Origin of the sequence: Sphingomonas sp. OK281, assembly GCF_900115295.1 — a bacterium.
Taxonomy (GTDB): Bacteria; Pseudomonadota; Alphaproteobacteria; order Sphingomonadales; family Sphingomonadaceae; genus Sphingomonas.
Genome location: NZ_FOVZ01000001.1, coordinates 679,777 through 706,396, shown reverse-complemented (window position 1 = coordinate 706,396; position 26,620 = coordinate 679,777). Strand labels below are relative to the sequence as shown.

The window sequence follows — 26,620 nt, the reverse complement described above, 5'->3', positions numbered from 1 at the left end:
GACTGTAGGAGCGTCGGTCGCGACGGGGAAGTCGCCGCAAAACCGATAATGTGCAGCGTGTGCAATCGGATCGCCTCGACGCAATCTATTGTGTCAAATTTGTAACGGTCCGCAGCATTCGAACGCCGGAGTGCGACAGGGCGTCATTAACGATTGTCTCTTTATGTCATCCCCGTTCATATTCGGGACATAGCGCGCCATACGCGCATCTCACAGGGGCCATCATGATTCTGAAAACCGTCCTTCTCGCGACCAGCGCATTTACGGCAACAATGCTGTCGATGCCGGTCACCGCGACCGCGCAGGTTGCGCCTACCCAGACGGATTGCAGCGTAGATCCCCGCGGACCGGGTTGTCCCCCGGCGCAAGGCGCTTCGACCGCCGACGACTCGATCGTCGTCACCGGTTCGCGCATCCGTCGTCCCGATCTCGAATCGGCGTCGCCGGTAGCGGTCGTCGACAGCCAGCAGATCCAGTCGCAGGGCATCGTCAATACGCAGGACCTGCTGCAGAAGCTGCCGCAGGTCGGCATTCCCGGCCTGAGCCGCACGAACAGCAACTTCCTGACGTCGGGTAACGGCGTCGCGACGATCAACCTTCGCAACCTCGGCGATTCCCGCACGCTCGTGCTGGTCAACGGCCGCCGCTTCGTGCCAGGCGTCGCCGGCACGTCGATCGTCGACGTGAACAACATCCCGGCTGATTTCGTCGAGCGCATCGAAGTCGTCACCGGCGGCGCATCGGCGATCTACGGCTCGGACGCCATCGCGGGCGTCGTCAACTATGTGCTCAAGACCGACATGCAGGGCATCACCGCCCGCGCACAATATGGACTGACCAGCCGCGGCGACAATCCGAACTACACCGCCAGCATCACCGGCGGCACGAAGTTCGGCTCCGACGGTCAGGGTTCGATCATCCTGAACGGGACCTATTCAAAGGATCTCGGCCTGCTGTCGAACAAGCGCGCCATCTCGGCGCAGGATTGCTCGGCGGCCGGTTGCGGACCGCAGTCGTACAGCTCGTATCCTGCCCAGGGCCGCTTCCAGTTCACCAACGCCAACGGCGCCTCGACCAACGCGGGCGGTTTCGCCAGCAACCTGTTCACGTTCAACCCGGACAACTCGGTCGTCACCGGCTTCCCGACCGGCTATGGTTTCAACCGTAATGCGGTGCGTCGTATCTCGACCCCGGTCGAGCGGTATCTCGCCGCGGGTGCAGCGCAGTACAAGTTCAGCGATGCCGTGACGGCGTTCCTCGAGGGCACCTACGCCAAGACCAAGTCCAGCTCGCAGATCGAAGCGCTCGCGCTCGATTCCGGCCTCGATGTCGGTGCAGGCTATGCGATCGACAATCCCTACATCCCGGCGTCGATCCGCCAGCAGATCATCGCGCGCAACAGCGACGGCATCGCATCGAACGACGTCACGTCGATCGCCTTCCGTCGTCGCCAGAACGAGGTGTTCAGCCGCAGCAACACGAACAGCCGCGACACGTTCCGCATCGCCGGTGGCTTCCGCGGGGATATCAGCCCCAAGTGGCAGTATGAAGTATCGGGCGTCTATGGCCAGCTGAAGGACAACACCCGCAGCCAAGACATCGACATCACGAAGTACGCGAACGCGCTCGATGCCGTCACCGACGCGACCGGCACGATCGTCTGCCGCGACCCCGCCGCACGCGCAGCGGGCTGCGCACCGATCAACCTGTTCGGCTACAACACGGCAAGCGCTGCGGCATCGGCCTATGTTCAGTCCGCCCTGCCTCGCTCGGTCGCGATCAAGAACACGCAGTTCGTCGCGAATGCGAGCCTCAGCGGCTCGCTCTTCACGCTGCCTTACGGTGACGTGAAGGTTGCATTCGGCGGCGAATATCGTCGCGAGAAGAGCAGCGAGAACTGGGACGCGCTGACCAACGCCGGCCTGAATTCGGGTAACCAGACCCCGGATACGGTTGGCCAATTCAACGTGAAGGAAGCGTTCGGCGAAATCGACATTCCGCTGCTGAAGGACCTGCCGTTCGTCAATTCGCTGAGCCTGCAGGGTGCTGCGCGCTACTCGGATTATTCGACGATCGGCACCGTGTTCAGTTGGAACGCAGGCGGCGAATATTCGCCGGTCCGCGGTCTTCGCTTCCGCGGCAACTACGCGGTTGCAAACCGTGCCCCGAACATCGGCGAGCTGTTCTCGTCCGCATCGGAAACCTTCCCGTCGGTCCAGGATCCCTGTGACGGCGTGACCGCAGCCTCCACCGGCACCTACGCCAATGCCTGCCGCCAGATCCCCGCGATCGCAGCGGCAGTCCGCAACGGCGGGACGTTCCAGTACACGCTGGCCGACATCCAGAGCATCAACGGCTTCGATGGCGGCAATCGCAACCTGACCGAGGAGAAGGCGAAGACCATCACCCTCGGCGCAGTGATCGCCCCGGACCAGATCCGCGGGTTCAGCCTGACGGTCGATTACTTCAACATCAAGCTGGACAACGCGATCGGCATCGTGCCGCGCGCCACGTCGATCCAGCAGTGCCTGCTCACCAGCCAGCCGCAGTTCTGCAACAACGTCATCCGCTACGACAACACCGGCTACATCCGCACGGTGAACGCGCAGAACATCAACATCTCGGATACCAAGACGAGCGGCATCGACGTCAACCTGCGCTACGGGCGGGCACTCGGCCTGATCACCGACGATCGGCTCGACCTGAGCGTGCTCTACACGCACACCATCAGCTACAAGTCGCAGTCCGATCCGGCAGCTCCCGTCAACAGCGGCGTGGGCAACCTGGAATTCGGCGGTGTCTTCCGCGACAAGGTCAATGCGACGGCCAGCTACAGCGCCGGCCCGTTCAGCGTGAACTGGACCGCGACGTATCTCAGCCCGATGGTCGACACCGTTCGCGACGAGTTCGCCGAATATGCCGACTCGATCGGCCTGGCGCCCGAGATCGCCGCGCATAACGAGATCAAGGCGCGGATCTATCACGACGTCCAGCTGCGCGCGCGCGTCGGCGAGGAGAGCAGGCAGATGGAGGTGTTCTTCGGCGTCACCAACCTGTTCGACCGCAAGCCGCCGAAGCTCGAGGACTCCGTGTTCTACGGCACGATCACCGGCACGACGACCGCAGCGGATATCTACGATCCGATCGGCCGCCGCTTCTACGTCGGTGCACAGCTGAAGTTCTAGTAGTCGAAGACCCTGGAACGATCAGGCGGGCGGGGCAGGCAACTGCCCCGCCCGTTTGCGTTTGAAGACGGTTCGTCCGGTTCGGCCGGTTCGCCGAAGACGCGGCTGTCCGGATAGGTGGCTAGATCACTTCGTCCCCAAGTCCTTCTCCCCCAAGTCCTTCGCGACGCCCGCGCGCAGGATCTTCCTCTGGGTCAACGCCGGCCGACGACCATCCATCGCGTACAGATTGGCCAGCACGCTTCGATCGATCTGTGTCATCGCCAGTGACTTCAGCACGGGGCGCAACGCCGGATCGGTACGCGACCGGTCCCGCAGACCGAACAGCCCGAGAATGGTGGATGACTCGTAGTTTGGCACCAGCTTGGGCCGCGACAAGGTTACCAGGCATAGATAATCGCCCAACTGCCCCCAGGTGACATCGGCGATGTCGCCCGCATCGATCACCGCCACGGTCTTGACCAACCGCTGTCGCGTTTGCTTCCTCAGCCGGGATACCGCTCCTCCCGCCTCCGACAGATCGATCTCGTCGAGACCCATCCACGTCACCGGGCGGGGCATCAACAGTTCCTCCCATTCGGATTTTCGTGCGAACCCATATTGCGGATCGCGCAGCAATTCGGGCGCTCGCTTCCTGATATCCAGCAGCACGTCGCGCGGCCGGTCGGTGAACACGATCACGATGTTGGGCTCACAGTCACGCTTGGCGTCGACCGGGATCTTGAGCGTTCGCGCGGTCGCCTCGATACGATCTCTTAAAAAGCCGGCGTGCCCCGCTTCGAGGCCGACGACCCCGACGCAAACGCTCCACTCCCATTTCGCGATTTGTCGCCCGCCGCGTAACGGCGCAAGATTTTCGATCAGGCGCGCCAACTCGCCGGCTCTCCGGCCTTCGACGACGATCCGATCGTCCTGCGCGGGGCTCGGTGCATCCTGCGCCAGCAAAATTGTCGGACCCATGCCGGTCATCAGGGCGATAAGCGATAACGCGGTACGACGTAGCGCGAGACTGGGCATCATCCACTTCTCCGGAGATGGGGATACAGCAGTCTAATCGGCTGATTGCGACGGGGACAACCCTTCGGCCTATACATACGAAAAGGCCGCGCCCACCGATTGGTGGACGCGGCCTTTCGCGCGGTGATCGCAGTACCGCTTAGTAGCGATAATGATCCGGCTTGAACGGGCCTTCGACCGGCACGCCGATGTAGCCGGCCTGCTTGTCCGAGAGCTTCGACAGCTTCACGCCGAGCTTTTCGAGGTGGAGCATCGCGACCTTCTCGTCGAGGTGCTTCGGCAGGACGTAGACTTCGTTCTTGTAGTTCTCACCCTTGGTCCAGAGCTCGATCTGAGCGAGCGTCTGGTTGGTGAACGAGGCCGACATCACGAACGACGGGTGACCGGTGGCGCAACCGAGGTTCACCAGGCGACCCTTCGCCAGGATGATGATCTGCTTTCCGTCCGGGAACTTCACCAGGTCGGTGCCGGGCTTCACTTCGGTCCAGTCGTAGTTCGACAGCGCGGCGATTTGGATTTCCGAGTCGAAGTGGCCGATGTTGCAGACGATCGACATCGGCTTCATCGCCTTCATGTGATCGGCAGTAATGACGTCGGCGTTGCCGGTCGCGGTGCAGAAGATGTCGGCGCGGGTCACGGCCTCTTCCATCGTCACGACCTCGAAGCCCTCCATCGCCGCCTGCAGTGCGCAGATCGGATCGACTTCGGTGACCATCACGCGCGCGCCGCCGTTGCGGAGCGACTGGGCCGAGCCCTTGCCGACGTCACCGAAGCCGGCGACGCAGGCGACCTTGCCAGCGAGCATGACGTCGGTCGCGCGACGGATCGCGTCGACCAGCGATTCCTTGCAGCCGTAGAGGTTGTCGAACTTCGACTTGGTGACCGAGTCATTGACGTTGATCGCGGGGAACGGCAGTTCGCCCTTCTTGGCGATCTCGTAGAGACGATGAACGCCGGTGGTGGTCTCTTCCGAGACGCCCTTCAGGTTCTTGACCGTCTCGGTCAGGTAGCCGGGGTTCTTCGCGACGTACGCCTTGAGCGCACGCTGCATCTCGACCTCTTCCTCGTTCTCGGGCTCGGGCATCGTGTGGCCGGCTTCGAGCTTGGCGCCCCAGAGTGCGAACATCGTCGCGTCGCCGCCGTCGTCGAGGATGATGTTGGCGGTCTGGCCTTCTACGTCGCGATCCCACGAGAAGATGTCGCCGACATAGTTCCAATAGTCCGCGAGGCTCTCGCCCTTGATCGCGAACACGGGGACGCCCGATGCGGCGATCGCTGCGGCGGCGTGGTCCTGAGTCGAGAAGATGTTGCAGGTCGCCCAGCGGACGTCGGCGCCGAGCGCGGTCAGCGTCTCGATCAGCACCGCGGTCTGGATCGTCATGTGCAGCGAGCCGGTGATGCGCGCGCCCTTGAGCGGCTGCGCTGCGCCGAATTCGGTGCGCAGCGACATCAGGCCGGGCATTTCGGTCTCGGCGATGTTGATCTCGGCGCGGCCGAAATCGGCGAGGCTGATGTCGGCGACGACGTAATCGGTCTTCGCGGGGGCGAGGGTGGTGGCCACGATGGGTCTCCTGGAAATTCTGTGATCGGCGAGCCTCATGCCCGTGCCGGATGCCGTGCCACTTAGGCGATCGAAGGGCTCAAATCAAATATAAAGATATCTTTATATGACGCTCGGGGATGCCGTTGGCGTTAGCTGCATCGCCCTTCTTCGACCCCCCTCCCTGGAAGGGAGGGGTTGGGGGTGGGTCGGCTTGAGGCGCGTGCAGAGCCAGCCAACCGGCCGACCCACCCCCGGCCCCTCCCTTCCAGGGAGGGGGGAAGATTAGGCCCTGCCCGTCTCCGCAACGAGCAACCGCGGATCCACGCCGGCCTGCGCGAAGGCCATCGTCCAGCGATCCTCCGCCGCGGTTTCGAACAGCAATTCCGTATCCCCCAGCACATCGAACCACCCCGGCCGCGACAGCTCGCCCTCGAGCTGTCCGCCATCCCAACCGGCATAGCCGAGCGCCACCACCCAGTCCGACGGGCCCTTCCCCTCGGCGATCGCGCGCAGCACGTCGACCGTGCTCGACAGCTTCCACCGCCCGGCGACGTCTACCGAGTCCTGCCCGCCCCAGTCGGACGAATGCACCACGAACCCGCGCCGCGGCTCGACCGGGCCGCCGAAATGTACCGGGGCATTGGGGGCATCGCCCGGCTCGATCCCGAACTGTTCGAGCAGGTCGTGAAAGCCCAAGCCGTCGATCGTCGCGCCGATCCCGATGCCGATCGCGCCATTCTCGTCATGGCTGCACATCGCGATCACCGCGCGCGCGAACCGCGGGTCGCTCATCCCCGGCATCGCGAGCAGGAATTGTCCGGAAAGAAAGGGCGTCTTGTCCATGCGTTGGACCATAGCGACGCGGACGGACGCCCGCCACGCTTGAAATACCCGCCACCGCGTCCAAGGTACGGCTCGCCCGCGACCAACGCGCGGCGACAGGAGATTTCAGATGACGATCAGCGTCGGCGACCGGCTTCCCACCACCAATCTCGTCAAGGCCACTGCGGATGGCCCCGACCAGGTCGATACCGATACCTTCTTCAAGGGCCGCAAGGTCGCGCTGTTCGCGGTCCCCGGCGCGTTCACGCCGACCTGCACCGCCAAGCACCTCCCCGGTTTCGTCGAGAAGGAAGCCGAACTGAAAGCCAAGGGCATCGACGAGGTCGCGTGCGTTTCGGTCAACGATGCGTTCGTGATGGGCGCGTGGGGCAAGTCGGCAGGCGCTGGCGACATCACGTTGCTCGCGGACGGCAATGGCGATTTCGCCAAGGCGATCGGGCTGACGATGGACGGCTCCGGTTACGGCATGGGCATCCGCAGCCAGCGGTATTCGATGCTGGTCAACGACGGTGTCGTCGAGCAGCTGAACGTCGAGGCTCCGGGCGAGTTCAAGGTGAGCTCAGCCGAGCACCTCCTCAGCGAGATCTGATCCTCCCCCGGCGGGGAGCACGCTATCTTCACCCCTCCCTGAAAGGGAGGGGCCGGGGGTGGGTCGGCGTGGGGCGCATACCAGCGTTCCCTCGAGAGCAACCCACCCCTAACCCCTCCCTTCCAGGGAGGGGAATGGCGCAGTCGGCACGGTCACCCGAACCATTGGCGTGGTCTTGCCACCGTAACGTCCGCCACCTAACACTGCCCGATGACAATCGCATCCGACCTCGTCGCCGACCTCGACCGCCTCTACCGCGCCTCCGTCGAGCGCCTCCAAGCCGCGATGAGCGCCTACATCGCCGACGGCACCACGCCCGATCCGGCCAGCCGCACCGACGGCTCGTTCGCCTATCCCGAAATCCGCCTCACCTATAAGGGCGGCGTCGACCGGCCCACTCCGCTCCGGTCGTTCGGTCGACTGGTCAACGCAGGCGAATACCGCATCAGCGTCACCAAGCCGGCGATCTTCGCCGAATACCTGACCGAACAGCTCACCCTTCTGATCGAGGACTACGACGTCACCGTCGAAGCGGTCGAGGGTCGCCAGGAAATCCCGTTCCCCTATGTGATCGAACCCGGCCACGCGCTGAGCCTCGACGAGGTCTCCGCGACTGAATTGTCGCGCCACTTCCCCGCGACCGAACTCGCGCATATCGGCGACGAGATCGCCGACGGCCTGTGGATCGCGCAGGACGAAACGCGCCCGCTCGCGCTGTTCGACGGCCTGCGCACCGATTTCAGCCTCGCCCGCCTGCGCCATTACATGGGGACACCGGCGGAGCACGCGCAGCGCTTCGTGCTGTTCACCAACTACCATCGCTACGTCGACGAGTTCGTCCGCTGGGCCGGCACGCAGTTGGGGGAAGGCTCACGCTTCACCAGCCTCTCCGGCGCGGGCGGGATCACGATCTCGTCGGGCGACGACATCGACAAGATCATCTCCGACAGCGCGTGGCGGCGTCACCAGATGCCAGCCTATCACTTGATGGCGGACGACCGCACCGGCATCACGCTCGTCAACATCGGCGTCGGCCCGTCGAACGCCAAGACGATCTGCGACCATCTCGCGGTATTGCGTCCCGAGGCGTGGCTGATGATCGGCCATTGCGGCGGCCTGCGTCCCAGCCAGCGGATCGGCGATTACGTCCTCGCGCATGCGTATCTCCGCGACGACCACGTGCTCGACGACGTCCTGCCGCCCGAAATTCCGATCCCCGCGATCGCAGAAGTCCAGCTCGCCATGGCCAAGGCCGCGGAGATCGTCTCGGGCCAGTCGGGTGAGGAACTAAAGCGCCGCCTCCGCACCGGCACGATCGTCACCACCGACGATCGCAATTGGGAACTCCGCTACTCGAAGTCCGCGCTGCGCTTCTCGCTCAGCCGCGCCGTTGGCATCGACATGGAATCCGCGACGATCGCCGCGCAAGGCTACCGGTTCCGCGTCCCCTACGGCACGCTGCTCTGCGTCTCGGACAAGCCGCTCCATGGCGAACTCAAGTTGCCGGGCCAGGCCAACCGCTTCTACGAACGCGCGATCAGCGAGCATCTGCGGATCGGGATCGAGACCTGCGAACAGCTCCGTCTGGAGGGTTCGAAGCTCCACAGCCGCAAGCTCCGCGCGTTCGACGAGCCGCCGTTCCGCTAAAAATCGGAGCGGATCGCGCGGGAATGCGTTACGCTTCCGCAATCATTGCTGAGGGAAGATAGAAGTGGCCGACACCGACACGCCCGATACGGAAGCAAAGAAGCCCGTCACCCGCCGCCGCGCCCCGCGCAAGTCGAGCGCGCCAAAGGCCGCTCCCGCTGCGACGTCGTCGGCAAAGCCGGTCGCCCCCAAGCCTGCACCGACAGCGAAACCCGTCGCGGACAAGCCCGTAGCTGCCGCACCGGCGAAGCCCGTAGCCAAGCCGACGCCAAAGCCACGCTCGACCAAGCGCAGCACCCCCCGCCCGGTCCCCGCGCGCAACACGGCCACCCCGGCCCCGGCCGCCAAGCCTGCTGAAAAGACGCGCGGCAAATGGGGTGCCGCCGCGATCTTCAGCGGTGTCGCGGTTGCAGGAGCGGCCGTCGGCGCGCTTTTGACCTTGCGCGGCAGCACGCCGAAACCTGCAACGCCGCCCGAGCCTAAGGGCAAGCACGCCCATCAGGCGGACGGTACGGACTCGTCGAAATCGTTCGACGCAGGGATCGCGGACGCCGGAACCGTTCCCGAGTAAACCGCTCCGTCCGCCGAACGCCCCGTCGCCTTTCGACGGCGGGCACGTAAACGAAAATGGGCGACCCGCAGGCCGCCCATCCTCGTTGCATGGACCAGTCGATCAGAACTGATAGCCGATCCCGCCCGAGGCACCGGCCTTGCCCTGCGAGTCGTACGTGCCGCTCAGCTTGACGACGGTGTGACCGTCGTTGAACGCCTTCGACATGCCGACCGCGACCGCCGATTGTCCGGCATAGGTGCCGCCGCCGACCGCGACCATGCCCTTGCCGGCTTCATAGGCTTGCGGCAGCCCCGCGGCGGCGAGTGCGCTCGACGTGCCCGCATAGCTGTCGCGCCGGACCGAGCGGATATCGAAGTTCAGCGCGGCGATCCGCCCGTCGGTATAGCTGTTGGCCTGCGTCACCGCGGAATTGATGCCCGAGTTCAGCTGGCCGACATTGACCGCATCGGTGGTCGACACGCCTGCCGCGACGTTGCTCAGCACGGTCGCCTGACCGCCTGCGTTGAACGTCACGTTGGTGCGCGACGGGCCATATTGCACCGAGTTGCTGCCCAGCGCGAGCGCGCTGTCCGCGGTGCCCTGCGCCGTCGCGACCGCCTGGTTGGTGGTGTAGAGCTGCCCACCATTCACCGCGTCGGCAGATCCCGCCGCGACCGCACCCGCGGCCACGTTGCCGATCGTCACCGGTGCCGCCGCATTGCCACCCGCCAGCGTCACGGTGTTGGTCCGCACGCCATTGGCATCGGTGTTGTACGACACCGCGTTCACCGCCGTCAGCGCCAGCGCATAGACCTGCCCGCCATTGACCGCGTCGGTCGACCCGGCCGCGATCGAGCCGCCGGCGACATTGTGCAGGCCGACGGGGCCAGCCGCCGCACCCACCAGCGTCAGGTCGTTGGTCTTCGTGCCACCGTTCGGCGTGGTGGCGCTGCCGGGGTTGGAATATTGCACCGGCCCGGTCGCACCGTTGCTGATCTGGTTGCCCAGGTTGGTGATCGCGGTCGTGTTGTTCGTCACCTGCGTGTTGGTCGCGGCGAGTTGCGCCCCGTTGACCGCGTCGGTCGACCCGGCGGCGACATTGCCTGCTGCGACGTTAGTGATGACCGTCCCGCCGGCACCGCCCAGCGTGATCGAGTTCTTGGTGCCGTTGTCGTACTGGACGGTGGTCGTGCCCAAGGCCGCGACCTGCGCCGCGACGCCCGCGACCTGACCGACATTGGCGGCATCGGTTGCCGCTGTGCCTGCCGCGACGTTGGTGATCTGACGCTCCGCACCGACCGAACCGACCGACACTTCGCCGACCGAGTTCTGCAAGTCCGCAAGCCCCAGCGCGGCATAGCCGAGCGTACCGCCCCGCAGCGCCGAGGACCCGGTGCCGATGGCGACGCTGTTGCCCGCAGTCGCGGTCGCTTCCGGCCCGATCGCGATGCTGTCGGTGCCCGTCACGACGCTGTCGCCGCGAGTCGAGAGGACCCGGAAATACCGGATGCCCGCACCGCCGTTGATCGCGCCATCGACCGCGTCGAAGACCGACTGGACATTGCCATATTGCACCCCGCCGAACCCGATCGAGGCGAGCACGCGGTTGGTCGCAGCGTCATAGCTCGACAGGCCGCCGAGGCCTGCCGCCACGCTGTTGCCGAGACCGACGAACTGGCCGCCGTTGACCGCCTCGGTCGAGCCCGCCGCCAGCGTTCCCGCGGCGACGTTGCCGAGCACGACCGGCGCCGCGCCTGCGCCGCCAAACGTCACGCGCGTCCGGGTCGGATCGTCATACTGTACCGACAGCGCGGCGAGATTGCCGACCTGGCCGGAGACGGTTGCCAGCTGGCCGCCGTTGACCGCATCGGTCGAGCCGGCCGCAACCACGCCGTTGCCGACATTGTGCAAGGCGACGGCACCAGCGGCACCTCCGACCAGCGTCACGTCGTTCGACGGTACGCCACCATTCGGCGTGGTCGGTGCACCTGCGCTCGAATATTGGAGCGCACCGATCGCGCCATTAGCGATGCTCGTCGTCAGGTTCGAGACGTTGGTGTTGGTCGCGAACAGCTGGCTGCCGTTGACCGCCTCGGTCGAGGTCGCGCCGAGCGTCCCTGCCGCGACGTTGCCGATCACGACGGGGGCCGCACCCGTGCCGACCCCGCCGAGCGTGATCCGCGACCTGCTGACATCGTCATACTGCACCGCGAGCGCGGACAAGCCGCTGACCTGTCCGGAGACGCTGGCGAGCTGCCCGCCGTTGACCGCGTCGGTCGATCCGGTCGCGACGACGCCGTCCGCGACGTTGTGCAACCCGACCGGACCCGCCGCCGCGCCGACCAGCGCGACGTCGTTGCTCGGCACGCCGCCATTGGGCGTGGTCGGCGTGGCGGCATTCGAATATTGCACCGCACCGATCCCGCCATTGGCGATGTTGGTCGTCAGGTTGGTCAGCGCCGTGTTGGTGTTGGTGACGTTGGCGTTGGTCGTGAACAACTGGCTGCCGTTCACCGCCTCGAGCGAGGTGGCGCCCAGCGTCCCCGCGGCGACGTTGCCGAGCACGACGGGTGCAGCACCCGCGCCCCCGAAGGTCACGCGCGAGCGGCTAAGGTCGTCATACTGCACCGCCAAACCGTTCAGCGTGCCGACCTGCCCCGAGACCAGGGCAAGCTGGCCGCCGTTGACCGCGTCGGTCGAACCCACCGCGACAGTCCCATCGGCGACATTGTGCAGCGCGACCGCACCGGCGGCACCGCCCACCAACGTCGCATCGTTCGACGGCACGCCACCGTTCGGCGTGGTGGGTGCACCTGCGCTCGAATATTGCAGCGCACCGATCGCGCCATTGGCGATGTTGGTCGTCAAGTTGGTGACGTTGGTGTTGGTCGCGAACAACTGGCTGCCGTTGACCGCATCGGTCGAGGTCGCGCCGAGCGTACCCGCCGCGACGTTCCCGATCGCGACCGGGGCTGCTCCCGTGCCGACGCCGCCGAGCGTGACGCGTGTCCGGCCGAGGTCGTCATACTGGACCGCCAGCGCGGACAGGCCGCTGACCTGGCCGCTGACGTTTGCCAGCTGGCCGCCATTCACCGCATCGGTCGATCCGGCCGCAACATTGCCATCTGCCACGTTGTGCAACGCGACCGGTCCTGCCGTTGCACCGACCAGCGCGACGTCGTTGGTCGGCACGCCGCCGTTGGGAACGGTCGGCGTCGCAGCGTTCGAATACTGGACCGCGCCGATGCCGCCATTGGCGATGTTGGTCGTCAGGTTGGTCAGCGCCGTGTTGGTATTCGTCACGTTGGTGTTGGTCGCGAACAGCTGGCTGCCGTTGACCGCGTCGGTCGAGGCCGCGCCGAGCGTGCCCGCCGCGACGTTGCCGAGCGCGACCGGCGCCGCGCCGGTGCCGGCACCGCCCAGCGTTGCCCGCGTGCGCGTCGCATCGTCATACTGCACCGCCAGCGTGGCTAGGTTCCCGACCTGTCCGGTGACCGTGGCAAGCTGTCCGCCGTTGACCGCGTCGGTCGACCCTGCGGCGACCGTGCCGTTGGCCACGTTGTGCAGCCCGACCGCGCCCGGTGCCGCGCCGACCAGCGCGACGTCGTTGGTCGGGGTGCCACCGTTCGGGACGGTCGGCGTCGCGGCGTTGGCATATTGTACCGCGCCGATCGCACCGTTGGTGATGTTGGTTGTCAGGTTCGAGACGTTGGTGTTGGTCGCGAACAGCTGGCTGCCGTTGACCGCGTCGGTCGAGGCCGCGCCGAGCGTGCCTGCGGCGACGTTGCGGAGCGCGACCGGCGCCGCGCCGGTGCCGACACCGCCCAGCGTCACGCTCGCACGGGTCGCATCGTCATACTGGACCGCGCCGCTCGCGACCGTGCCGATCTGCGCCTGCACGCCAGCGAGCTGCCCGACGTTGACCGCATCGGTTGCCGCAGTGCCGGCCGCGACGTTGGTGATCTGGCGCTGCGCGGTTGCCGTGCCGACCGAGACCTCGCCCGCCGAATTCTGGACGGCCGTGCCGAGGCCGACCGCGGTATAGTTCGCCAGCGGTCCGCGCGCGGCGACGCTGCCTGCGCCGAGCGCGACGCCGTTGGCACCGGTCACGCTGGCGCCCGTACCCAGCGCGATCGCGCCGGTTGCGTTGGCGCCGACCGCCGATCCGGTGCCAAGTGCGATCGCCCCGAGTGCGGTGGCATCGGTCCGCGCCGCGTTGCCGAATGCGATCGAATTGCCTTCGCCGGCAACCGCCACCGGCCCGGTCGCGCCGAGGCCGGTGATCCTGTTGCCGCCGATCGCGATGCCGGCCGGATTGCGCAGCGTGAACCCGTCGGCTTGCGTGACGCAGGAGTCGTTGGGACCGACTGCGACGCCGGTCGTGCTCAGCACGCCCAGGGTGATGTTGTTGCCGTCCGCGGCATCGTTCAGCAGACCGGTGGCATTGAGGCTCACGTTCGGCGATGCGATCTGGCCCAATCCCAGCAACGGGATGCTGGCGATGACCCTGACGTTGCCCAGGACGCCGTTCAGCGTCGTTTCGGTCGGCGTGGCGATGCCGGTGATCACCGGGCGCAGGATGTCGGTGACCACCGATCGCGGCAGGCTGACGCCCGAACAGGCACCGACGATGTTGGGCGGCGGAACGACTTGCGCGGTGGCGGATTGCGCGGCGAACAGCGACGTGGTCGCCAGTCCGATCAGCGAAACGCCGTCGCGCAGCCGGCGCATGCCGCGTGCGGTCAGCACGGACTTCAGGACGGGAGACGCAGCGGTCGCTTCGACGCCAGTCGGCATCACGGCGTCACGAAATTGCGGGCGAACAAACGCGTCGGTCATCAAACAACCCTCCACTGGCGGCCGCAACAGCAGCCCAAACTTTCCAGGTCGTCGAATGCCAGATCCGACTACCGGAACAGCAGAATGTTCAGCCCAATGATCCTAACAGCAGGTTACCGTAATAAATAAGAACAGTTCAGGAACCGCAACAGTATAGATCCGTTGGTGACGCAGATTATACTCAAAATGGTATTATATCAAAACCGTTCTTGTTTCACCGAAGCGCGTCGAAGTGGACTTCGTCGAAAATCTGCTGGCTTCCACAGTTAACATTGAAATCCAATCTGGGTCTGATCGGAACCGCGGGTCGAATTACGGCAGGAACGGTTCGATCGCACGACAACCGCGCCGTCGTCGTTTCCGGATGCGAATCGCAAAAACCGCGCCGTCACCCTGGGTGACGACGCGGTTTCAAAACGGAAATACGACCGGATACGGGCCCTGACGACCCCGTTCGACTCAGGCCTTTTGCAGATGCCTGCGCCCGAGCAGTTCGGCGATCTGCACCGCGTTCAGCGCCGCACCCTTGCGGAGGTTGTCGCTGACGCACCACAGATTGAGGCCGTTCTCGACGGTCGGATCCTCGCGCACGCGGCTGATATAGGTCGCGAAATCGCCGACGCACTCGATCGGCGTGATATACCCCCCGTCCTCGCGCTTATCGACCAGCATGATGCCGGGCGCCTCGCGGAGGATGTTCTGCGCTTCCTCGGCCGAGATCTCGTTCTCGAACTCGATGTTGATCGCTTCCGAATGGCCGACGAACACCGGCACGCGGACGCAGGTTGCAGTGACCTTGATCTTCTTGTCGAGGATCTTCTTGGTCTCGACGACCATCTTCCACTCTTCCTTGGTCGAGCCGTCGTCGAGGAAGCTGTCGATGTGCGGGATCACGTTGAAGGCGATCTGCTTGGTGAACAGCTTGGGCTCGGCCGGATCGCCGACGAAGATGTTACGGCTCTGCTCGAACAGCTCGTCCATGCCCGCCTTGCCCGCGCCGGACACCGACTGATAGGTCGAGACGACCACGCGCAGGATCTTCGCGGCGTCGTGCAACGGCTTGAGCGCGACGACCATCTGCGCGGTCGAGCAGTTCGGGTTGGCGATGATGTTGCGGACCTTGTAGCCGTCGATCGCCTCGGGGTTCACCTCGGGCACGATCAGCGGCACGTCGGGGTCCATGCGGTAGAGCGACGAATTGTCGATCACGACGCAGCCGGCAGCGGCGGCGATCGGTGCGTAGACAGCGGTGCCTTCCGAGCCGATCGCGAACAACGCCATGTCCCAGCCGTTCCAGTCGAAATGCTCGATGTTCTGGCATTTGATCTGCTTGCCGGTGTCGCCGTAATCGACCATCAACCCCTGGCTGCGCGACGACGCGACGCAGGCGATCTCGTCCGCCGGAAACTCGCGCTCCGCCAGGATATTGAGCATCTCGCGCCCGACATTGCCGGTCGCCCCTGCGACCACCACCCGATAACCCATGTCTTAACTCCGATTGGACTTGGGCGGGCAGTACCGACGTTGCGCGACGAGGTCCAACGGCTTTCGACTTGTTGCGCGGATAGGGGGAGTTTGGGGTTTGAGGTTTGGCCGGACCTGGGAGACGGCACCCCCTCTTCCGTGTTCTCCCGCGAAGGCGGGAGCCCAGTCTGGGCCCCCGCCTTCGCGGGGGAACACGCTAGTGCTGCTCGACTTGGACCACCCGTACCGCCCAACATCCCCCCCGGCGAAGGCCGGGGTCCAATTGGAAAGGTCGCAGTAACGGGGAACTGCGTTCAGTTAGCGCCGTCCCCCAATTGGGCCCCGGCCTTCGCCGGGGTGGTGCCGAATGTAAGGTGAGGTCTGTGCCCGCTCAATCATGCGTCCGCGCCTGCCAGGTCGCATGCTCGATACCATGCACCTTCGCGAGGTGATCCGTAATCGAATCCAGCTCCTCCGCCGGCACGTTCGTCGCCACCAGCGTCGCGGCAATCTCGACCCGGTCCTCCCCCCGCTCGGTCACGTCCAGTTCCGCCACCTGCAACTGCGCGGCTTCCAGATGCTCGACCACCAGATCGCCGATCGGCCCCGCATCCGCCGCCGCCGCGGTCACCATCACGCTATAAGTAGCCTCGATCGTCCGCCCCTCGGTCGGGATCCGGTTGATCCCGTCGACCAGCGGCCGCAGCGCCGTGTTCGCCAGCAGCACGACGAACGTCAGCAACCCCGCCTCCGCGATCATGTCGCTACCCGCGCACGACCCTACGGCCGCCGAGCACCAGAGCGTCGCCGCGGTGTTCAGCCCGCGGACGTTCATCCCCTCCTTCATGATCACGCCCGCGCCGAGGAAGCCGATCCCCGACACGACATAGGCGATGATCCTGATCGACTCCACGTCCCCGCCCAGCCGCTGCCCGAGGTCGACGAACGCCGCCGACCCGAGCGCAACCAGCGTGTTCGTCCGCAACCCCGCGGTCCGCTGGCGGTATTGCCGCTCCGCCCCGATCAGCGTCCCGAACACGAACGCGGCGATATAACTCACCAGCGTGTCGAGGAACGGCCAGAAGTGAAACGTCTCGACGAACCGCACCGGCGTCTACTTCGCCGGTGCCGGTGCAGTCTCGGCTGGAAGCGGCTTGTCCTTCACCGTCCGGTCGAGGAAGTTCAGGATCGTCCCCCAGACATGCTCGCTGATCCCCGGCCCCGCCACGCGGTGCGTATAGCCCGGGTAGAACATCATCTCGAACGGCGTATCCGTCGCCTGCATCCGCGCGGCAACCTTGGTCGAATTGTCGAGGAACACATTGTCGTCCGCCATGCCGTGGATCAGCAGCAACGGATCGACGATGCGGTTCGCCTCCTCGACCGCCGCCGACGTCGCATAGCTCGCCGGGTCCTTTGCCGGATCGCCCAGATAGCGCTCGGTATAATGCGTGTCGTACAGCTGCCAGTCGGTCACCGGCGCGCCCGATACCGCGGCGGCATACACGCCCGGCGTCTTCTCCAGCATCTTCAGCGACATATAGCCGCCATAGGACCAGCCATAGGTCGCGATCTTGCTCGGCTCGACGAACGGCAAGGACTTCAAATAGTTCGCACCCGACAGCTGGTCCTCGACCTCGACCGTCCCCATCGCATGATAGATCTGGTCCTCGAACGCCTTGCCGCGGTTGAAAGAGCCGCGATTGTCGATCTTGAAATAGATATAGCCGCGATCGACGAGATACTGCGGCAGCGCGCCCTGCCAGCCACGCGTGACGACCTGGCCGGTGCCGGGTCCGCCGTAATGCTCGAAGAACACCGGGTATTTCTTGCCCGGTTCCAGCGGCGGCGTGATCATCTCCCAGTGGAGCGTCATGCCGTTCTTGGCCTTCAGCGTCCCGAACTTGGTCTCCTGGTGGCTCGACAGATACGGATAATAGGGATGCCCCTCGACGACGGCATTCTCGTTGATCCACGAGAGCCGCTTGCCGGTCGCGTCCGCCAGATACACCTGCGTCGGCTGCTTGGGGTTCGAGCGCGAGATGATGAACCGGCTCGCGGCCGCATCCATCGTCGCGCTGTTCCACCAGCCGGCTTCGGTCAGCCTGGTGATCACGTTCGGCTTGGCGACGTCGACCGAATAGAGCTGTTGCTCGAGCACGTCGTCCTTGTTGCCGAGGAAGAACAAGCGGCCCTTGGCTTCGTCCACGCCGACCAGATCGGTGACGACCCAGTCGCCCTTGGTCAGCTGCGTCCATTTCCCCGACGCGAACCGGTAGAGCTGGCCATAGCCGCTCCGCTCCGAGCGCCAGATCAGGCTGCCGTCCTTCAGCACGCGATACGCGTCGGACAGGTTGAGCCAGCTCTTCACGCCCGACTTCTCAGTGAACAGCACCGTCGACTTGCCCGTCGCCGGATCGACGCGGAGCATCTCCAGCAGCTTCTGGTCACGACTCTGGCGCTGGACGAGCAGCATCCGGCCATCCGGCGTCCAGTCGACGCGCGCGAGATAGATGTCCGGGTTGGTGCCGAGATCGACCTTCACCTGTCCCGAGCCGTCGGGCTTCATGATATAGAGATCGACCAGCACGTTCGGCGTACCAGCGGCCGGATAGCGCTGCTCGTAGACCTTGGTCCCGGTCGCGCCGATCGACGCGCGCGTCGCGGTATGGACGGGGGCCTCGTCGAACCGCTCGACCGCGACATAGCGTTCGTCGGGCGACCACCAATAGCCGGTGTCGCGGTGCATTTCCTCCTGCGCGACGAACTCCGCCTCGCCGAAATGCACGGTGCCGCCACCGCCGGTCGTCACCGCCCGCGCGTCGCCGCCGGCGAGCGGCTGGACGAACAAATTCTGGTCGCGGACGAACGACACGAAGCTGCCCTTGGGGCTGACCACCGGGTTCAGCTCGCCGCCGGGCGTGTTGGTCAGCCGCTTGACCTTGCCGTCGAGCCCGGCGAGATACAGGTCGCCGTCGAGCGGCACGAGGATCGACTTGCCGTCGGGCGCCCAGTCATACGCGACGATGCCCTTCTGGCCGCCGATCCGCGCACGCTCGCGCTGCATCTTCTCGGCTTCGGTCAGTTCGGCGCCGCTACCGACGGTCTTCGAATCGACCAGCATGCGCGCCTGCCCGGTCGCGGTATCGACCGCCCAGAGATCGAAGCGTTCCTTCTCGTCGTCGCGATTGCGCAGGCTCGTCAGCAGCGTGCCGTCCGGCGACAGGCGGACCGCTTTCGGCTGCGATCCCGACAGGTCCGGATTGCCGAACACGCGCGCCATCGTCAGGTCACCGGGCTTGGCCGCTTCGACCGGGCGAACAGGCGCAGGAGCCGGCGTGGCCGGTGCGGCGGGCGGCGCAACCTGATCAGCGGCCATCGCGGCGGTTCCGACCGAAGCAAGTGCAAGCCCGAGCAACCATGTGCGCATCCTGTAGTCTCCGTGGGATCATCCCGCCGGATACCGCCCGGCAGACCCGAAAATGTTCGGTCGCGCGTTATCGCGGCGGCACTCGCTGGCGTAAAGGGCGCATTGGGCGCGGGTTCAACGAAATAGCCACGGCCCGCACGATCGTCGAAACCATCGACCGCGTCATGATGAACGCCGCGTACACTTCGTCTTTACGTCCTTCGTTTATCGAGAGCGGGACATCGTCGCGGATCAGGCTTTCCGTGGTGCAGCATGGCCGGGGAATAATGGGTTCGAACGCGGGCAGACAGGACGGGGAGCCAGGCGAGCGCAGCGCATGGGATGCGCTCGTCCTCCTCGCCGACGCGGACGGCAGCACGGCGCATCCGCATTATGCACGCCTCATCGCCGGCAGCCCCGGCCAGCGCAACCTGTCCGACGCGGTCCACGCACTGTGCGCGGTGCATGGCGACCATCCCGACATGATCGCCGACGTCCTGGCGAACGCCGTCCAGCCCGAGGCACGGGACTGGCTCGCGATCGCCGCTACCGGGTTCGTCGACGAGCGCGCATACCTGGCCCGGTTGACGGCCGCGGTCGGGCCACTCCCCTCGACTCCCGGCCAGGCGGAAACCGAATCGGCGCTGGTCGGAGAACGTCACGCGCTGGAGATGCTGGCTCGCTCGGAGCGTCGGGGCTGCGCGACCGGCGCCGTCGCCGCGTTGCTGCAGGACTGGCGTTCGATCCGTCGCGTGCTCGATGTCGCAGCCGATCGGTTCGGGGTAGCCGTCGCGCCGCTCACCCTTCCGTCAGAGACCGACACCGCCGCGATCATTGCGGAGCTCGGCACCTCTCCTGGCACCCAGCGCGCAATCCTGTTTGGCGCGCAGCAACTCTTCGCGCAGCACCGTGGCTTGTGGTCGCTGCTCGAAGCACGGTCGAGCGCTCGCGGCGACCTGTAACCGGCTTGCGTCATCTGGCGGAAACCCTCTATCCATACCGGGTATTCAGAACCGGACGGGACATCGCATGAAGCGCTTCGAGGGCACCCAGAGCTACGTCGCGACCGACGATTTGAAAGTCGCGGTCAATGCCGCCGTGACGCTGCGCCGTCCGCTGCTGATCAAGGGCGAACCCGGCACCGGCAAGACAGTCCTCGCCTACGAGATCGCGAAAGCCTTGGGCGCACCGCTGATCGAGTGGAACATCAAGTCGACCACCAAGGCCCAACAGGGCCTCTACGAATATGATGCGGTCGCCCGCCTGCGCGACGGCCAGCTCGGCGATGCGCGTGTCCACGACATCGGCAACTATATCCGCAAGGGCAAGCTGTGGGAGGCGTTCACGCAGCCCGCGCCGCCGGTCCTGCTGATCGACGAGATCGACAAGGCCGATATCGAGTTCCCCAACGACCTGTTGCAGGAGCTCGATCGGATGGAGTTCCACGTCTACGAGACCAAGGAAACCGTGCGCGCGGTCGAGCGCCCGATCGTCATCATCACCAGCAACAACGAGAAGGAACTGCCCGACGCGTTCCTCCGCCGGTGCTTCTTCCACTACATCAAGTTTCCCGATCGCGGCACGATGCAGTCGATCGTCGACGTCCACTTCCCCGGTATCCAGAAGATCCTCGTGTCGAAGGCGATGGACCTGTTCTACGACGTCCGCGACGTGCCGGGCCTGAAGAAGAAGCCCTCGACCAGCGAATTGCTCGACTGGCTCAAGCTGCTGCTGCACGAGGACATGCCGCTCGACATCCTCCAGAACCGCGACCCGACCAAGGCGATCCCGCCGCTGCACGGTGCGCTGCTCAAGAACGAACAGGACGTCATGCTGTTCGAACGCCTCGCCTTCATGGCGAAACGACAGAAGAACCAGGGGTAAGGACGTCCTTAACCAAGTCGCGCCATAGGCCTGGACGACGATTGCAATCCTCCCCCGCCAGGGGGAGGTGGCGCCGAAGGCGACGGAGGGGGAGGACACGAAACCGATGTGGCCCCTTACCGCCCCCTCCGTCAGGCTCCGCCTGCCCCCCCCCCCTGGCGGGAGAGGATCGATAGGTCCGCGCGCGCCTGACGGGCAGCACGCCCCAGCCCGTGTAGACAATACGCGTGCCACCGCCCTGCTCCTGGCAATAGTTCTGATCGGCCTCGCCCTGCGCCTGTGGAGCGCCCGCGGTGGCCTCTGGGTCGACGAGGCGTGGTCCGCCGTCATGGTCGAGCGCGCGCGGACGCCGCTCGGGATCGTCACTGCGATCAATCATGACAACAACCACCATCTGAACAGCCTGTGGATGTGGCTGGTCGGCTTCGGCGCCCCCCCGCTCGCACTGCGCGCGCTGTCGATCGCCACCGGCACCGCGATGATCGTCGTCGCCGCGGCGATCGGGGCGCAGCGCAGTACCCGTTACGCGCTCGTCACCGCCGCACTCGTCGCGGTGGCGCCGATCATGGTCGATTACGGCTCGGAAGCGCGTGGCTACATGCCGATGCTGCTCGCGCTGACGACGATGGTCTGGCTCGTCCTGCGCTGGCTCGCCGCGGCCAGGGACGAGAACGGGCCGCGGTGGCAACTGGCCGCACTCGCCACACTTGGACTCTTCTCGCAACTGACGATGGTCTTCGGACTCTGCGCGATTAGCCTGTGGGTTGCGGTCGCACTGCGAAACCGGCATCCCGGAGACGGTGCGACGCCGCGCGCGATCCGGCTCCTGCTGCCGACGATCGTCGCGACAGCCGCCGTGTTCGGCGTGGTGCTGGGCGCTGCGGCGGCGAGCCCGACCGGGATGCAGGTCGGCGATTACGTCGCGTTCTCGCCCGCCGCGCTGGGTCATGCTCTCGTCGTCATGGTCGCTGCCAGCGTCGGCGGTCTCGCCGCACCGACCTGGATCGCGGGCATCGCGATCGTCGGCATCGCGCTCGCCCTCGTCACGGTCGTCCGGCGGCGCGATCCGGTCGCGATCTTCTACCTCGCCGCGATCGTCGGACTGCCGCTCGGCCTTGCCGTGCTGCGCGTCGGCAACACCGGCATGCCGCGCTATTTCCTCGTATCCTCGCTGGCGCTGATCCTGCTCATCGCCACCCTCCTCACCGATGGCCTCGGCAAAGCGCGCGGAACCCGGATCGTCAGCGGCATCATCCTCGCCCTAATCACGGTGGCAGGTATCCGCGACGATCTCTCGCAAGCCGCACTGCGCCGGGGCGACACCGGGGCGGCAATCGCGGCGATGGCGGCGCTCAGCCCGTCGGGTGCGAGCGTGTCGGTCGATCATCTCCGCCCGATCGCCACCTTGCGCGTGGCAGCGGCTGAGCGCGGCTATCCGCTTCGAATCGTGCATGAATGCCCCGCTGCAGGGTTCCTCCACGTCGACCTCGACGACGATGCACCCGCCGCGCGCACCGTGTCGCGATGCGCCGCGCACTATCGCCTGCTGATCGTCCGGCGGAGGGCCGTCCTGTCGGGTGTCGACTGGGCGCTGTATGCGCGCGCCGATCCGCCCGAAAAACGCGGTGGAGCCATTCGTTAACCATAGGCCGCAACCCACCGGTCACCAACCGCACGATAGCATCGGTGCATGAAGCGAATCCCCCGAACGCTCTTCACGCTCGCGCTTGCTGCCGCCTCGGCCGTCGGCGCTCGAGCCAGTTCGCTGCTCGACTATGTCGGCCAGTGCGTGCCCTTCGCGCGTGCCGCATCGGGGATCCAGCTCTACGGCAACGCCTGGACCTGGTGGGACCAGGCGGACGGCAAGTATGAACGCACGCACAAGCCCAAGGAAGGCGCGGTCATCGTCTTCGCCAAGACCCCGCGCCTGCCGTTCGGCCATGTCGCGGTCGTCAGCCGGGTGGTCGAGAAGCGCGTCGTCATGCTCACTCACGCCAACTGGTCGCGCCAGAACGGCGAGCGCGGCCATGCCGAACAGGACGTCACGCTGTTCGACGTCTCGCGCAACAACGACTGGAGCGACGTGAAGGTCTGGTACAAGGACGTCGATGGCCTAGGCGGCGGGGTGTATCCGGTGTACGGCTTCATCTACGGTCATGCGCACGCCGCCGCTGAACTGACGAGCCGCAACCCTGATTATGTGGGCGCGCTGATCGACGCGTATGTCCCGGTAAGTGGCGAACCCATCGCCCGCTAATTTCCCCCCTCCCTGGAAGGGAGGGGTCGGGGGTGGGTCTGCTTCCACATATCCGACGGGCGTGACTCAAGCCGGCCAACCCACCCCCAACCCCTCCCTTCCAGGGATGGGAGCCAGAAGACCCCACACTCTCCAACACTAGCCATTGCCGCCACCCTCGAAACCGTGCCACCACCATCCGGCAAAATACGGTGAGGAAAACGATGCGGCTCAAGGCTCTTACGACGATCACGCTGGCCTTGCTCGCGACGTCCGCCCCCGCGATCGTCGGGGCGCAGAAGGAAAAGGCCCCGCCCCCCGGCGGCGACATCCCCGCCAAGTTCGTCCCCGCCAACGCCAGCTTCGACTTCGACCGCCGTGAGGTCGACATCAAGATGCGCGACGGCGTCACGCTCCACGCCGTCATCGTCCAGCGCAAGGGCCTCACCGACGCCCCCATCCTGCTCCAGCGCACCCCCTACAACGCCGAGAGCAGCGCCAGCCGCTCATCGAGTTCGAGCGGCGCGATGAACCTCCGCGCATCCGACGCGATGTTCTTCGACGCCGGCTACATCCGCGTGTTCGAGGACGTCCGCGGCAAGAACGGCTCGAACGGCGCGTACATCAACGAACGCCCGCTGATCGGCCCGCTCAACAAGACGAAAGTCGATCACTCGACCGACGCCTACGACACGATCGACTGGCTCGTGAAGAACCTCAAGAACTCGAACGGCCGCGTCGGCATCATCGGCACCAGCTACGACGGCATGATGGCCGCGATGGCGCTGGTGAACCCGCACCCGGCGCTCAAAGCCGCCGTCCCGATGAACCCGGTGATCAACACGTGGAAGGGCGACGACGACTTCCACGGCGGCGCCTTCCGCCAGATCGGCTACGACTATTACTACACGCAGGACGCCGCGAAGGGCGAGGCCGGCGACCTCTGGCGCGACGCCTACGACGATTACGACACCTTCCTCCGCGCCGGATCCGCCAGCGACTTCGTGAAAAGCCGCGGACTCGGACAACTGCCGTTCGTCAATCGCATGCACGATCACCCGACCTATGACGCGTTCTGGCAGGGCCAGGCGCTGGAGACGATCCTCCCCAAGCAGCCGCAGACCGTGCAGACGCTCTGGGTCGGCAGCCAATGGGACCAGGAGGACATCTACGGCGCCGTCGCGGCGTATGAAGCCGTATCGAAAGTCGACCCCAACCACGTCAACCACCTCGCGCTAGGCCCCTGGGCGCACGGCGGTGCCAACGGCGATGGCTCTACCTTAGGCGCGATCCGCTTCGATGCGGACACCGCGCTCTGGTTCCGCAAGAACGTCCTGCTCCCGTTCTTGAACGGCGCGCTGAAGACGGGCGCGACACCGCCTACGCTCGCGCCCGTCACGGCGTTCCAGACCGGCACCAACCAGTGGCAGACGCTCGCCAGCTGGCCGAACTCGACCGCCACGCAGAAACTCTACTTCCAGCCCGCCAGCGGCCTCGCCCCGACCGCCCCCGCGAGTGACGGCCACGACGACTATATCTCCGACCCCGCCAAGCCGATCCCCTACCGCCTCCGCCCGATCCGCCCGACGTACGCGACCGGCTCGACCTGGCGACAATGGCTCGTCGACGACCAGCGCCCCTTCTCCGACCGCACCGACGTCCTGACCTACCAGACGCCGCCGCTGACCAGCCCAATCGCGATCGCCGGCGCGCCCGTCGCAGACCTGATCGCCAGCACCACCGGCACCGACGGCGATTTCGTGGTGAAGCTGATTGACGTCTACCCCGCCGAATATTCCGACAAGCCCGAGATGGGCGGCTACCAGCTCGCCGTCTCGATGGACATCCTGCGCGGCCGGTACCGCGATAGCTTCGAGAAGCCGACCCCGATCGTCGCCGGCCAGCCGACGCATTTCCGCGTCGTCCTGCCCAACGCCAACCACGTCTTCCTGCCCGGCCACCGCATCATGGTGCAGGTCCAGTCGAGCTGGTTCCCGCTCTACGACCGCAACCCGCAGACCTACGTCGCCAACATCTTCGACGCGAAGCCCGCCGACTACCGCAAGGCCACGATCAGCGTCTTCCACTCGGCCGCGCAGCCCAGCGCGATCGAACTGCCGATCGCGGCTACCAAGTGAGGACGTGACCCCATGTTCCTGAACTTCCTCGACGAACTCCGCAGCGCCGGCATCCCAGCCAGCCTCAAGGAGCACCTCATCCTGCTGGAGGCGCTCGACGCTGAGGTGATCGAGCGGACACCCGAGGATTTCTACTACCTCTCCCGCGCGGTGTACGTGAAGGACGAGGGGTTGCTCGACAAGTTCGACCAGGTCTTCGCCAAGGTCTTCCGCGGCCTCGCCACCAGCTACGGCACGCCCACCGGCGAGGTCCCAGAGGACTGGCTGAAGGCGGTCGCCGAGAAATTCCTGACCCCCGAGGAAATGGCTGCGATCAAGTCGCTCGGCTCGTGGGACGAGATCATGGAGACTCTCAAGAAGCGCCTGGAGGAGCAGAAGGAACGCCACCAGGGCGGCAACAAATGGGTCGGCACCGGCGGCACGAGCCCGTATGGCAACGGCGGCTACAACCCCGAAGGCGTCCGCATCGGCGGCGAAAGCACGCACAAGCGCGCGCTGAAAGTCTGGGACCAGCGCGAGTTCCGCAACCTCGACAACACCAAGGAACTCGGCACCCGCAACATCAAGGTGGCACTCCGCCGCCTGCGCCGCTTCGCGCGCGACGGCGCCGCCGACGAACTCGACATCGATGGCACGATCGCCGGCACCGCGCGGCAGGGCTATCTCGACATCGTCATGCGCGCCGAGCGCCGCAATGCGGTGAAGCTGTTGCTGTTCCTCGACGTCGGCGGCTCGATGGACCCGTTCGTCAAGCTCTGCGAGGAGCTGTTCTCGGCGGCGACCACCGAGTTCAAGAACCTCGAATTCTTCTACTTCCACAATTGCCCGTACGAAGGCGTGTGGAAGGACAACACGCGGCGCTTCGCCGAGCGTACGCCGATGTGGGACCTGCTCCACAAATACGGCCACGACTACAAGCTGATCTTCGTCGGCGACGCGTCGATGAGCCCGTACGAAATCACCCACCCCGGCGGCTCGGTCGAGCATTTCAACGAGGAGCCCGGCGCGGTCTGGATGCAGCGGCTGACGAATACCTATCCGGCGGCGGCATGGCTCAACCCGGTGCCCGAGGCGCAATGGGGCTATTCGCAGTCGGTGCGGATCATCCGCGAGCTGATGACCGACCGGATGTACCCGCTGAGCCTCGCCGGGCTCGACGACGCGATGCGCGAGCTGACGCGCAAGCGGTGAGTTTGGCGCGGTGAGCGGCTGACCGTAACGGAACCGTCACGGACGCGATCGGTTTATCGGGCATCATCCCCTACCGAAGGAC

17 protein-coding genes are annotated in these 26,620 nt (G+C 65.8%); 10 read left to right on the top strand and 7 right to left on the bottom strand.

Annotated elements, in window-relative coordinates; genetic code table 11:
* Nucleotides 1-224: 224 nt before the first annotated feature.
* Nucleotides 225-3,185, top strand: a complete 2,961-nt coding sequence (locus BM244_RS03320; protein ID WP_093397350.1) for a TonB-dependent receptor domain-containing protein — start codon at nt 225-227, stop codon at nt 3,183-3,185.
* Between the two features lie 126 nt (nt 3,186-3,311).
* On the opposite strand, the gene BM244_RS03315 is transcribed toward BM244_RS03320, so the two are convergent.
* The 3 genes from BM244_RS03315 to BM244_RS03305 all read right to left on the bottom strand — a co-directional run bounded on the left by BM244_RS03315 (nt 3,312) and on the right by BM244_RS03305 (nt 6,588).
* Nucleotides 3,312-4,205 carry a hypothetical protein gene (locus BM244_RS03315; RefSeq protein WP_139226857.1) on the bottom strand — a complete coding sequence of 298 codons (894 nt, stop codon included), beginning with the start codon at nt 4,203-4,205 and terminating at the stop codon, nt 3,312-3,314.
* Nucleotides 4,206-4,341: 136 nt separating this feature from the next.
* Nucleotides 4,342-5,763, bottom strand: coding sequence for an adenosylhomocysteinase (gene ahcY, locus BM244_RS03310; protein WP_055877589.1), 1,422 nt, complete (start codon nt 5,761-5,763; stop codon nt 4,342-4,344).
* 264 nt (nt 5,764-6,027) lie between these two features.
* Entirely contained in the window at nt 6,028-6,588 is a 561-nt protein-coding gene (locus BM244_RS03305) for a YqgE/AlgH family protein (protein ID WP_093398082.1), read from the bottom strand.
* 109 nt (nt 6,589-6,697) lie between these two features.
* On the opposite strand from BM244_RS03305, the gene BM244_RS03300 reads away from it, so the two are divergent.
* The 3 genes from BM244_RS03300 to BM244_RS03290 all read left to right on the top strand — a co-directional run bounded on the left by BM244_RS03300 (nt 6,698) and on the right by BM244_RS03290 (nt 9,395).
* Entirely contained in the window at nt 6,698-7,177 is a 480-nt protein-coding gene (locus BM244_RS03300) for a peroxiredoxin (protein ID WP_093397347.1), read from the top strand.
* 210 nt (nt 7,178-7,387) lie between these two features.
* On the top strand, nt 7,388-8,824 hold the full coding sequence (locus tag BM244_RS03295) for an AMP nucleosidase (RefSeq protein WP_093397345.1): 1,437 nt from the start codon (nt 7,388-7,390) through the stop codon (nt 8,822-8,824).
* A 64-nt stretch (nt 8,825-8,888) separates the two neighbouring features.
* A complete protein-coding gene (locus tag BM244_RS03290) occupies nt 8,889-9,395 on the top strand; it encodes a hypothetical protein (protein ID WP_093397343.1) in 507 nt (168 codons plus the stop codon).
* A gap of 102 nt (nt 9,396-9,497) precedes the next feature.
* Here the strand turns inward: BM244_RS03290 and BM244_RS03285 are convergent, their stop codons facing one another.
* From BM244_RS03285 to BM244_RS03270, 4 genes are all read right to left on the bottom strand, one after another.
* Nucleotides 9,498-14,216, bottom strand: a complete 4,719-nt coding sequence (locus tag BM244_RS03285) for a beta strand repeat-containing protein (protein WP_093397342.1) — start codon at nt 14,214-14,216, stop codon at nt 9,498-9,500.
* Between the two features lie 459 nt (nt 14,217-14,675).
* Nucleotides 14,676-15,701, bottom strand: a complete 1,026-nt coding sequence (locus BM244_RS03280; protein WP_093397340.1) for an aspartate-semialdehyde dehydrogenase — start codon at nt 15,699-15,701, stop codon at nt 14,676-14,678.
* Nucleotides 15,702-16,071: 370 nt separating this feature from the next.
* Nucleotides 16,072-16,788 (bottom strand): MgtC/SapB family protein, encoded by a 717-nt coding sequence (locus BM244_RS03275; protein WP_093397338.1) that lies wholly within the window; start codon nt 16,786-16,788, stop codon nt 16,072-16,074.
* Nucleotides 16,789-16,794: 6 nt separating this feature from the next.
* Nucleotides 16,795-19,110 carry a S9 family peptidase gene (locus BM244_RS03270; protein ID WP_093397337.1) on the bottom strand — a complete coding sequence of 772 codons (2,316 nt, stop codon included), beginning with the start codon at nt 19,108-19,110 and terminating at the stop codon, nt 16,795-16,797.
* 164 nt (nt 19,111-19,274) lie between these two features.
* Between BM244_RS03270 and BM244_RS03265 the strand changes: the two genes are divergently transcribed.
* The 6 genes from BM244_RS03265 to BM244_RS03240 all read left to right on the top strand — a co-directional run bounded on the left by BM244_RS03265 (nt 19,275) and on the right by BM244_RS03240 (nt 26,538).
* Entirely contained in the window at nt 19,275-20,051 is a 777-nt protein-coding gene (locus BM244_RS03265) for a DUF6975 family protein (RefSeq protein ID WP_254784245.1), read from the top strand.
* Between the two features lie 67 nt (nt 20,052-20,118).
* Entirely contained in the window at nt 20,119-20,973 is an 855-nt protein-coding gene (locus BM244_RS03260; RefSeq protein WP_093397334.1) for an AAA family ATPase, read from the top strand.
* A gap of 328 nt (nt 20,974-21,301) precedes the next feature.
* A complete protein-coding gene (locus BM244_RS03255; RefSeq protein ID WP_093397332.1) occupies nt 21,302-22,615 on the top strand; it encodes a hypothetical protein in 1,314 nt (437 codons plus the stop codon).
* 48 nt (nt 22,616-22,663) lie between these two features.
* Nucleotides 22,664-23,230, top strand: a complete 567-nt coding sequence (locus BM244_RS03250; RefSeq protein WP_093397331.1) for a CHAP domain-containing protein — start codon at nt 22,664-22,666, stop codon at nt 23,228-23,230.
* A 203-nt stretch (nt 23,231-23,433) separates the two neighbouring features.
* Nucleotides 23,434-25,347 carry a CocE/NonD family hydrolase gene (locus BM244_RS03245; RefSeq protein ID WP_093397330.1) on the top strand — a complete coding sequence of 638 codons (1,914 nt, stop codon included), beginning with the start codon at nt 23,434-23,436 and terminating at the stop codon, nt 25,345-25,347.
* A gap of 12 nt (nt 25,348-25,359) precedes the next feature.
* On the top strand, nt 25,360-26,538 hold the full coding sequence (locus BM244_RS03240; protein ID WP_093397328.1) for a vWA domain-containing protein: 1,179 nt from the start codon (nt 25,360-25,362) through the stop codon (nt 26,536-26,538).
* Nucleotides 26,539-26,620 lie beyond the last annotated feature (82 nt).

Coding starts and splice junctions, on each gene's coding strand:
- BM244_RS03320 (WP_093397350.1), top strand. CDS start 225: ATGATTCTGAAAACCGTCCTTCTCGCGACCAGCGCATTTACGGCAACA.
- BM244_RS03285 (WP_093397342.1), bottom strand. CDS start 14,216: ATGACCGACGCGTTTGTTCGCCCGCAATTTCGTGACGCCGTGATGCCG.
- BM244_RS03315 (WP_139226857.1), bottom strand. CDS start 4,205: ATGATGCCCAGTCTCGCGCTACGTCGTACCGCGTTATCGCTTATCGCC.
- BM244_RS03245 (WP_093397330.1), top strand. CDS start 23,434: ATGCGGCTCAAGGCTCTTACGACGATCACGCTGGCCTTGCTCGCGACG.
- BM244_RS03250 (WP_093397331.1), top strand. CDS start 22,664: ATGAAGCGAATCCCCCGAACGCTCTTCACGCTCGCGCTTGCTGCCGCC.
- BM244_RS03300 (WP_093397347.1), top strand. CDS start 6,698: ATGACGATCAGCGTCGGCGACCGGCTTCCCACCACCAATCTCGTCAAG.
- BM244_RS03295 (WP_093397345.1), top strand. CDS start 7,388: ATGACAATCGCATCCGACCTCGTCGCCGACCTCGACCGCCTCTACCGC.
- BM244_RS03280 (WP_093397340.1), bottom strand. CDS start 15,701: ATGGGTTATCGGGTGGTGGTCGCAGGGGCGACCGGCAATGTCGGGCGC.
- BM244_RS03265 (WP_254784245.1), top strand. CDS start 19,275: ATGATGAACGCCGCGTACACTTCGTCTTTACGTCCTTCGTTTATCGAG.
- BM244_RS03255 (WP_093397332.1), top strand. CDS start 21,302: ATGGTCGAGCGCGCGCGGACGCCGCTCGGGATCGTCACTGCGATCAAT.
- BM244_RS03305 (WP_093398082.1), bottom strand. CDS start 6,588: ATGGACAAGACGCCCTTTCTTTCCGGACAATTCCTGCTCGCGATGCCG.
- BM244_RS03270 (WP_093397337.1), bottom strand. CDS start 19,110: ATGCGCACATGGTTGCTCGGGCTTGCACTTGCTTCGGTCGGAACCGCC.
- BM244_RS03260 (WP_093397334.1), top strand. CDS start 20,119: ATGAAGCGCTTCGAGGGCACCCAGAGCTACGTCGCGACCGACGATTTG.
- BM244_RS03240 (WP_093397328.1), top strand. CDS start 25,360: ATGTTCCTGAACTTCCTCGACGAACTCCGCAGCGCCGGCATCCCAGCC.